This window comes from Paenibacillus xylanexedens, from assembly GCF_007676705.1.
Taxonomy (GTDB): Bacteria; Bacillota; Bacilli; order Paenibacillales; family Paenibacillaceae; genus Paenibacillus; species Paenibacillus xylanexedens_C.
This window is the reverse complement of the sequence record NZ_VEBF01000008.1, coordinates 155,799-166,254: the sequence shown is the minus strand read 5'-3', so window position 1 is coordinate 166,254 and position 10,456 is coordinate 155,799. Positions and strand designations below refer to the sequence as shown.

The window sequence follows — 10,456 nt, the reverse complement described above, 5'->3', positions numbered from 1 at the left end:
CAAGATTAAGTCCATCTTAACAGATGTCTTTTTTCTCTTGTCTACTAAAAGGGGATAATACCAAAATAGCGACTTTTAATGGTACTCATTTACAACCCGAGATCATCAGCGAGTCCTTCAACACCTGTGAAGATGGAGTCCCCGTAGCCCCAGAAATTGTTGAAATCAATAATGTAGATTTTCTTGTTTTTAACTGCGTTAATGTTTTGCACCTGCTTGTTGGCTAGTAGCTTTTCAATCGTTTGCTCAGGATCAATACCACCTGCATACCTCGAAATAATCATCGCATCCGGATTAATCTCGATTAGCTTCTCCAGACTGAGTGTGCCGGTTTCATTAATCAGCATATTATGCATATTGATTAATGACATTGCACTTTCAATAAACGTATCACCATTTCCGTTGTAAATTCCAATGGTTCCATCACCATTATCCGAAAAAGATGCATAGTTGATTGTTTCAGCGCTAGCTCGGGCCGACAAGGCATTTTCGCGTGCTTTAAGCGTCTCAATATATGCCGCTGCATTCGCTTGTACGTTAAATATCTCACCTAATTCAGTAATGTCCTGATACAGACTATCTAACGATGCATCAGGAACACTGGTGCTTTGTACGTACGTTTTAATCCCCATATCATTCAAGCTGCTTACTGTACCAACACCCCAATCCGCATCCTCAAACAATCCACCACGCCCTACAACCAGGTCAGGCGTAGCGCCTATTGTCACTTCCTTACCTACATAACCTTCAGCCAGCACAGGGATTTTTTTGAACTCATCAGCAATATCGTCAGGTACACTACCAAACAACGCAGCTACACCTACAAGCTTGTCTGTCAAACCAAGGCGAATCATCAGCTCGGCTGCACCTTGTGTATTGGCAACTACTCGTTCAGGTGCCTTGTCAAACGTTTGATCCTTCTTCACCCATGTGCCGTTCTCTGTTGTATAATTTGAAACGGTTACCGGGTAAGTTGTTTCAGCAGGTGCTGATGCGCCTGCGTCGGTTTGTTCCCCATTTGTTGCTGCATTCGTGGCGCTGCTCTCCGCAGCTTGCTGTGAGCTGCCATTTGCATCTTCGCTGCCACCATTGTTGCTTGAACACGCTGCGAGCACCAGAATCATTGCAGTAATCAAACAAAGAAACATCCCTTTTTTAACGGATACCAACATGTAAATAATCTCTCCCTTTTGAATTCTCTCTTGTCTTTTTGACCCATATGTAAAATAACTATTGTCAGTATACAGTAAATGTCGAAGCGTGTAAATGAGAACAATAATCAATATCATTCAGCTGATAAATAAAAATAAACCCCCATATGGGTGCCTCTTTGCTACGGCCATAAATTTTAGTTCATGGAATCTTGTGACTAACAATAGCTGAAATCCGTCACGGTGAATATGCCAGTTGTTGCTGCATCCTGGTTCGAAGGTTACGTTCCCTAACGATATATCCCGAAACGTTAGAAAAACCAAGTTCATGTCCTTTGTTTAGGATCGAACTTGGTTTTTCTTTTACTTAACTATTCATTTCGTGCCTGGTTAACCTTGGCGATAAGTTCATTAATAACTTCATCAGGTGAACGTTCGTTCATCCATTGTTGACCGAACATTTGGAATACTTTGATCATCGGGAAATCTGCCCAGAATCCCACAAACTCCTCGTTAAGATACACCTTGTCCGTAACGTGCTCGTTCATTTCATTCAGGCAATGCTCCAATTCCTTTTTCGCTTCAGGATCACTCATCCACTCACTAAGCAGACTGAACTTGTGGAACGTGATTTCTTCCTTACCAAAGTCACAATGCAGACGTTCCGTAATTCGGAGATCTTTGGACGAGCTGCCGAGTGAAATTTGGAAAAACCCGGTCTCTGCCACCCAACGGTTATACTTGGTGTTGTAATATGCAAAATCTCTCTCTTCCAGTTCAAAAGTAATCTTGCGTTTTTCACCCGGCTCCAGTTCAACTTTGGCAAAAGCTTTCAATTCTTTCTCTGGACGGGTCCATGTGCACTCTTCATCGTGAACATACAATTGAACAACTTCTTTCCCCTTGCGCTTTCCGGTATTTTCCAATTGGAAGGACACAGTAACACCAGTATGGGTCTGAGCCACTTCCAGATCCGTATAGGAGAACGATGTGTAAGACAATCCGTGTCCAAACGGGAATTGAGGTGCCAGTTCTTTCCGGTCATAATATCGATAACCCACGAACAGGCCTTCGCGATAATACAGCTTGCCGTTCTCTCCGCGAATTCGCATATGTGAAGGGTTGTCCGACAGTTTGACAGGGAATGTCTCAGACAGTTTGCCCGAAGGATTCGTCTGTCCGAATAATACATCTGCAATCACTTTACCCATGCCCTGACCCGACAACCAAGAATGAATCACACCAGGTACATGCTGCACCCATGGGCGCATCGCCAGTGCGGAGCCGCTGCTCGTTACGACAATACACTTGGGTTGAACTGCGGCTACCGCGAGAATCAATTTCACTTGATGCTCGGGAAGATCAATGCCTTGCAAATCATGCATCTCCGATTCCGCATATTCCGGTTGACCAACAAACAATACAGCAACATCGGAATTCATGGCTAATGACACGCTTTCCTTGATTAGCTCATCATTGATGGAGTCATCCTCCGGGTACCCTTCTGCATAATTCATGGTCATGGCATCGCCAGCCAGATTCTTTATCTCGTCCCATGGAATATCGACATTTGTAGGCGTTACCTTCGCACTGCCCGCTCCCTGAATTCTCGGTTTTTTGGCAAACCGTCCGATCACGGCAATCGACGAAATGGACTCCTGCCCTAGCGGGAGAATCGCGTTCTCATTTTTCAGAAGCACAATACTCTCGGCCGCCGCTTTACGTGCAAGTGCATGATAGTCCGAATCTGGAGAAGAATCCATGTCTTTCTTGCCCGTTACCCGCTCAACCAGCTTCAAAATACGACCCACGCTGCGATCCAACTGTTCTTCGGAAAGGCTTCCGTTCTGAACCGCTTCAATGATTGCTTTAGCATTGTAATTGGCGGGACCCGGCATCTCCAGATCAAGCCCAGCCTTCAGACCGCGTATGCGATCATTGACAGCTGTCCAGTCGGATAGAACAACACCTTCATAACCCCACTCTTCTCTCAAAATGTCATGTAGCAAATGTTCGTTCTCGCTCGTATATGTTCCATTCAATAAATTATAGGAACACATGACCGTCCAAGGGTCGGATTTCTTAATAATCCGTTCAAAGGCGCTCAGGTAAATTTCGCGAAGCGTCCGCTCGTCGATTTCCGAACTGGTCACCATTTTCTCGAACTCCTGGTTGTTGCCTGCAAAGTGTTTGACAGAAGCGCCCACTCCTTCGCTTTGGATCCCGTTTATAAACGCCGCACCAAGTTCCCCCGTCAAGTATGGGTCTTCCGAATAGTATTCGAAGTTTCTTCCGCCGAGCGGCGTTCTTTTCATATTGACACCAGGTCCAAGCAGCAGCTCGACGTCCATCGTTTTCGATTCCTGTCCTAGGGCCACACCAACCTCATGCAACAATTCCGTATTCCACGAAGAACCGATGGCTGAGCCCGTAGGATAACACGTTGCAGGTACATTTTCTGTTGTAATACCCATTTCTTCGTCACTGTTCGTTTTACGAATGCCATTAGTCCCATCGTACATATGAACTGGCGGAATGTTTAACCGCTCGATTCCTTTCGTCATCCACATATTCAATCCTGCGCAGAGTGAAGCTTTCTCGGCCAGAGTCAATGCCGACAACAATTCATTGATTGATTTATCCATAGTACTCACCCTTCTGATATCAATTTTGTTCCTGTTCTTTCTTCAGTTCCTGTGCATCATACAGTTTGAAAAACGGAAACCAGACAATAAATACAATCACCAGGACAACCGCCAGCAAGATAAGCCCATTGAATCCGGACATAATGTAGGTGGACAAGCCGATTGGCGTGTACCATAGCTGGAAGATCTGGCTCGGGATCCGTACCCAACCCCAGTCGAGAGCCAAGTACACAATCACCGGCGTGATAAGTGCGTTAATCCACATCGGCACCATGAGTAATGGATTAAAGGCAATCGGTGCTCCGTACACGACAGGTTCATTAATGTTAAACAAGGACGGGATAATAGTCGCCTTGCCGACAGATTTCAGTTTTTTCGAACGTGCCATCAGGAACCAAACAACTAACGGCAAGGTCGCTCCCATTCCTCCAATACCCAGCCATCCGGAGAAAAAGGTTTCAAACGTGTTGATATTGACGGGATCTTGTCCCGCTGCCACAAGAGCTGCATTTTCTTCGATTGCAGGTATCCAGATCGCGTACCAGATCGGTGTCATGACCCACGGGCTTACGCCGAAAGAATACAGTACAACACCAATGAAATTGAACAATAAAAATCCGGTTAAACTTTGCCCTACGGCATTGATCGGCTCAAATACGTTCACGATCAGTCCAAAAATATCAAAATGAAGCTGATATACAAGCACCCATCCTGTTGTTAATACCAGGGCGATCGGGACGAGAAAATCGAACCAGTCCATAATGAATTCGGGAAGTGAAGACCCCTTTTTGAAAAACGAAAATTTGTTGCACATGATCATTACAAGAGCGACAAATACACCTACCAGGAGTGCTGTAATCATCCCCGAAGGTCCAAATCGTTCAAGGATGAACTGAATGGTACCGTCTTCGTTTACCTTCGGGTTAAGCAGCATAACGAACAGAGATACCCCTGTCATTCCCGCAAGCAGCTTGATTTTGTGCCGCTCCTTTTTCTCCATCACCACATAGGGCGTCAGAAAAGCAATAAACAACCCCAGCAAACCGAAACTGAATGTCGTGATGGGTGTCAGGTCCGGCATCCCCGGGATGAAATCCTGCAAAATCGAAATCAATGTAATAATCGAACCGATGAAAATCATCGGAATGGCGACCATGATGGCTTCTTGAATTGAAGAAACCCAAATATTGTTCGTAAACGCCTCCAATCTTGGCGCAAACGAATCTGTCATCCATTTCATGAAACGCTTCATCCAAAACTCCCCCTGTCTTCCTCTAAGCTGCCACAACCATAGTATATCGATTTGTGTTAACGCTTTCTTGTTGGAACTTGCCGCATCATGGTTCGTTTTTTGCCCAATCCATCGCTATAGTTCTAGCTTGCCTGCCTGAACAAGAAATAAACAACAAAAAACATCCCTTCAATACTGAAAGGATGTCTTAAGAGCACTTTTTTTAATATTGCCTGTCCAAAATGAGTAGCATCACGCCATGAGGCGGGAGCACCAATTCCTTGCGCCAACATACATCACTTACCATCTCTGTCCCCATGACGGGGCCGCTCCTCCCGTTTAAATAGAGAATTTCTTCTTCCGTCAATGAATAGGGCGATCCCATGCGGGTCCACTCATCAAATACCGATCCATGCTCCCGATCCAGTCGATAACTGGTGCATTTATAAGGTCCCTCGAGCTTGCTCAGGGTAAGTTCATAAGCTTTGTTGCCTTTTTCCTCAAATACGTCATAGCGGGTTGAGCTGGATAATTCCGACCAATCTCCACTCGCAAACAGCCGGTCTACATGCACATAGTGATAGAACAAAAATTGCATGCTGCCATCCCTTTTTCGTGTTCCGACATAACCGTCTCCCTTGATCAGCAGCTCATCCCCAAGCTTTTGCATAAGCTCAAATGCATAATAGCTGGGTTTCTTCAGCCCATCGCGGTTAATCAGGCCAAAACCTCCGTAGAAAGGAGAAGCGGGGACGATACTTTCTTCGAATACATCGGTAAAGGACCAGAAAGCCATCGCTTTCACGTCACCGATCGTGTTCATTGTGTGGTAAATGACAAACGGAGCCATGAACATGGTATCGTGAAGTAAGTTCCGGTCATACAGCGAAAAGTTCCACTCGGTGACATGAAGTTCAACATGACCGTACGATGACGCATTCATTTTTTGCCGCATAAGCTCAATACTCTCTTTATAAAAAGCAGGGGGCATGATCTGCGTTAAACGATCATCTTCAACTTTTAGCTTGGGATACTCCGAATAGATGTGAAACGAGAAAAAGTCGAGAGCCACTTCCCGCTTGCGGCAATAGGACAAAAATTCCTCAGCCCAGGTATCATTCCAGAGAGATCCGTAACCCATAGCTGGCCCCCCCACCTTCAGTTCCGGCAAAATCGATTTGATGGCATGAACGGTCGATTCGTAAAAAGCAAAGTATTCTTCCTTGCTTCCTGCCCAACAAACACCAGCCAGGTCAGGCTCGTTCCATACTTCGAAATACCACCGTCTTACCTCTTCCGCCCCATAACGATTCAAACAATGGCGAACGAATTCGCCAACAAGCGCCTGCCACTTGGCAGGGTCGGATGGCGGGCTAATATTCCCCCTCCACCAAAACAGCGTTTCTTTGGATCTCGCCAGCTGGCTCGGCATAAAGCTTAATTCCACAAATGGCCGAACGCCCTGATCCAGCAGGAAATCATACAACTTGTCCACATAAGACCAATTATAGAGAGGAGTGCCCTGCTCGTTCTCGCTGTACACCATCATCTCGTCATTGAAGATGCCGTGAAATCGAATATATTGAAAAGGTACTTTTCCCTTCAGCACGGAGAACTGCTTCCGCCAATCTTCACGCAAACCTTCAATGGCTCTCCCCGCCGTCATGGTCATATTCCAGTGCTTTTCATAGACAGACGACGTCTGATCTGCACGAATTTCAATATAAGTTTGATCTGACAGATGTGCAGACGGTACAGAGAGCGTGTCCTGATCGGCGTCAACCTTAGCATCCAGATATCGATACAGTGAGCCAATCGCATTCAACGTTTCCATCTCGTAATAATCTCCGCTTGAAGATTCCTCATATGTTTTGGGTTTGCGGTTCACATTCAACTGATGGAGTTCCGGTGTACGAGAAGCTTCCCGATAGGAACCGGGCGTACAGCCGTACTTTTCCTTGAAGTATTTGTTAAACAGCTTCACATTGGCAAATCCGCAATCCAGCGCGATCTCCGAAATATTTTTATCGTTTGCTGCCAGCTGAGCCTGAGCCTTCTCCAAGCGAATGAGCGTCAAATACTTTTGGAAAGGTATCCCGATTTTGTCGGTGAAGAAGTGAGAGAAATAATGCAAACTTAAATGTTCGGAATGCGCCATATCCTGCAGCGTAATCTTCTCATTGTAGTGTAAATCAATATATGTGAGGACTCTGTTCAGTCTTTTATAGTCATAATCCCTGCTACCGTCTTCCAATGCGGAATTCGTTCCACTGGAAAAATACCTCTGCAGGCATCCGCATAACATCTGTAATCTGCCCATTGTGAAATTTTGATAACCCGGCGTTTTTTTGTTGATCTCCCATACCATCTGCGCAAGATATTGTTTAATACTTTGCAGGCGAGGAGCGTTTTGTTCCACGTTCATAGCAGAGTTACAGGAGATAAACGCATTATTGTTCATCAACTCGGGACCGAACTGCAATGTTAATAACACATTGTCCTGATTGGTTCGTTCGATCTTGTGGACGGACATGCTGTTAACCACGATCACATCATCTTCATGCAGTGTATATTGCTGCTGGTCCAGATACATGATGATTGAACCCTGGAGAACATATACAACTTCCACTTCCTTGTGCCAATGGAAATCAATATGTTTTACCGAGTTCACGAAGAGTTTCATAGGCAGATCGTCCTGATGTTGAATAAACTCATATAGATAGCGAATTGTCTGCACCTTCCTTCATACCGATTATTATAGCCACAGCATTTTGAAGATATCAACAAGCTAAACAGTAAGAACTAAAAAGCCGATCAATTAAGTTCAATTGATCGGCTCTTCTATATAAATGTTCAAACTACCTATTCAACTAGATGCCCTGCTATCTTACCAACCGCGGTTGGACATGCGCTCTTCTGGAGCTAATTTAGAAATTTCGATCCCTTTCATCGGGGCACCCAAGTTTTTGGATACTTCGGCAATCAGTTTGTAATCCGTGTAATGTGTTGTAGCTTCAACGATTGCACGAGCGAATTTCTCAGGGCTATCGGATTTGAAAATACCTGATCCTACAAACACACCGTCTGCTCCCAGGTGCATCATTAATGCTGCGTCCGCCGGAGTAGCTACACCGCCTGCTGCAAAGTTAACGACAGGAAGTTTTCCATTTTCATGAACTTCGCGCAGCAGCTCATAAGCTACACCCAGATTTTTTGCTTCAGCGTACAGCTCATCTTTGGACATGTTTTGCACTTTACGGAGTTGGCTGTTAATTAGACGCATATGACGAACTGCCTCAACAATGTTGCCCGTTCCAGGCTCACCTTTTGTACGAATCATCGATGCACCCTCACCAATACGGCGAAGAGCCTCTCCCAAATCTTTGGCTCCACATACAAATGGTACAGTGAACTCATGTTTATCGATATGGAACACTTCATCTGCTGGTGTAAGAACTTCACTTTCATCAAGATAGTCCACACCTAGGGATTCAAGCACTTTGGCTTCTATGTAATGACCGATACGTGCTTTGGCCATAACCGGGATAGATACAACCTTCATAACCTCTTCAACGATGGTTGGATCTGCCATGCGAGCTACACCGCCGGCTGCGCGAATATCGGAGGGTACCCGCTCAAGAGCCATAACAGCTGTTGCCCCTGCCGCCTCAGCGATTTTAGCTTGCTCTGCATTCATAACGTCCATGATGACGCCACCTTTTTGCATCTCAGCCATTCCTCTTTTTACACGATCTGTACCTGTTTGCATGATTGTATTCCTCCTATTAACTTTTGGGTGGTTTTCAATAAAGGCATCGCTCTAATCTATGATTTAGTATAGAATGAGAATGGTCATATAAAAAGATCCAATAATTTTGATTTTTATTGTACCACTTCAATTATAACTCTGGAGGGCATATGCAATTTCATGTAGCTTACAGTTCATATTTGAACCGAAAATATACCAAGATGAAAGCTCTCTATCATGCCATTCGTGATGCAATTCATGAAGGTAATCTTATGCATGGCGAGAAGTTACCCTCGACTAGAGAGTTGGCTGCGACGTATCACATTTCCAGAGGAACCGTGAATCAGGTCTATGATACGTTGACTGCTCAAGGTTACATTCATTCAGAGCATGGAAGAGGAACCTTTGTTGCTTATCAATTGGATTTGAACAATAATGCGTCCACCGTGAAAGCTTGTACGCATCACTTATCAGCCTGGGGAAATCGTATTCAGCAGTTTGAACAGCAGACGATTCAAAGAAATGCACAAACCAACGCTCCAATAGATGATTCCAGAATGGATAGCGACCAAGTGATCGACTTTAGCAAATACCAACCTGATTTCTCCAAGTTTCCTTACGATGAATGGAATAATCGATTGTATGCAGAGATAAGACAGCGTGAGCATCACCTGAAAACAACCTCTGCCATGGTTAGTTCAACCGGGGATCCAAAATTGAGAGAAGCCATTGCTGCCTATCTTCGGAGGATGCGGGGCATTCAAGTCGATCCGGATCATATTGCAGTAACTGCAGGCTCCATGCAAGCTATAGCTCTACTCACTCAATTACTTGCAGATCCTGGGGATTATGTAGTGACAGAAAGTCCTTGTTATGTCGGGATTTCTAAAGCCATATTGGCTGCGGGGGCAAGGTTGATTGAAGCCAATCTCGATGGACAGGGAGTTGTGCCCCAAGACTGGGAAGCACGAATGATGTTTGTCACGCCGTCACGACAATTTCCTACTGGCGAAATGCTCAGCCTTGAACGCAGACAAACCTTGCTGGACTGGGCACAACGGCATGATGCCATGATTGTCGAAGATGATTATGATAGTGAATTCCGATATCGCGGAATGCATGTTGAACCTCTGAAAACACTTGATAAAGCAGGACGTGTAATCTATCTGGGCAGCTTCACGAAAACCTTGCCTTTAGAAGTACGACTTGGTTATGTGGTTCTTCCCCCTACCTTGGCAGACACCTTTAGAAAGGCACAGGCATTATACGAGCCAAGACCCGTCAACCTGATCGAACAACGGGCGTTAGCGGCATTTATGACAAGCGGTCAATATGAGCGTCATCTGCGCAGGATGAATCGTCTATACAGTCGTAAATTCCATCTCTTACTCAAACTTTTGAACAAGCAACTCTCTTCATGGTTTGATTGGGTGGAGAATGAAGCGGGTCTTCACGTGTTTGGCTGGTGGCGAGGTAACGCTTCCACTTATGAGGTCTTTCGAGCATCGGCTAGGTCAGAAGGTGTGGTATACTCAGAAGTCAGCAGTTCAACATCTGACGGTACGAAGTATGGTATATATTTATCCTTTGCACATTTGTCAGATATTCAATTACAAGAAGGCGTATCCAGATTAAAAAATGCCGTCACAGCTTCATTGTGAGGTAACGCGTCTCCAAAATT

General features: G+C 45.1%; 6 protein-coding genes and 1 pseudogene. 1 reads left to right on the top strand and 6 read right to left on the bottom strand.

Going from position 1 to position 10,456, the window contains the following annotated elements; all coding sequences use genetic code 11:
* Positions 1-89: 89 nt before the first annotated feature.
* The 6 genes and pseudogenes from FS628_RS27140 to pdxS all read right to left on the bottom strand — a co-directional run bounded on the left by FS628_RS27140 (position 90) and on the right by pdxS (position 8,799).
* Complete coding sequence (locus tag FS628_RS27140; RefSeq protein WP_145326133.1) at positions 90-1,172, bottom strand: ABC transporter substrate-binding protein; 1,083 nt, start codon at positions 1,170-1,172, stop codon at positions 90-92.
* A 192-nt stretch (positions 1,173-1,364) separates the two neighbouring features.
* Positions 1,365-1,454 (bottom strand): annotated as a pseudogene (locus tag FS628_RS32830) (cupin domain-containing protein); the annotation flags it as partial.
* Positions 1,455-1,522: 68 nt separating this feature from the next.
* The gene (locus tag FS628_RS27130) at positions 1,523-3,796 is read right to left on the bottom strand and encodes a beta-glucosidase (RefSeq protein WP_145326132.1); all 2,274 of its coding nucleotides are present in this window, start codon (positions 3,794-3,796) and stop codon (positions 1,523-1,525) included.
* Between the two features lie 19 nt (positions 3,797-3,815).
* Positions 3,816-5,048 carry a PTS sugar transporter subunit IIC gene (locus tag FS628_RS27125; RefSeq protein WP_145326130.1) on the bottom strand — a complete coding sequence of 411 codons (1,233 nt, stop codon included), beginning with the start codon at positions 5,046-5,048 and terminating at the stop codon, positions 3,816-3,818.
* A 202-nt stretch (positions 5,049-5,250) separates the two neighbouring features.
* Complete coding sequence (locus FS628_RS27120) at positions 5,251-7,764, bottom strand: GH39 family glycosyl hydrolase (RefSeq protein ID WP_313958634.1); 2,514 nt, start codon at positions 7,762-7,764, stop codon at positions 5,251-5,253.
* A 150-nt stretch (positions 7,765-7,914) separates the two neighbouring features.
* Positions 7,915-8,799 (bottom strand): pyridoxal 5'-phosphate synthase lyase subunit PdxS, encoded by an 885-nt coding sequence (gene pdxS, locus FS628_RS27115; protein WP_200869424.1) that lies wholly within the window; start codon positions 8,797-8,799, stop codon positions 7,915-7,917.
* 146 nt (positions 8,800-8,945) lie between these two features.
* Here pdxS and pdxR point away from each other — a divergent pair, with 146 nt between their 5' ends.
* The gene (gene pdxR, locus FS628_RS27110; protein WP_145326129.1) at positions 8,946-10,436 is read left to right on the top strand and encodes a MocR-like pyridoxine biosynthesis transcription factor PdxR; all 1,491 of its coding nucleotides are present in this window, start codon (positions 8,946-8,948) and stop codon (positions 10,434-10,436) included.
* The last annotated feature ends 20 nt before the right edge of the window (positions 10,437-10,456 follow it).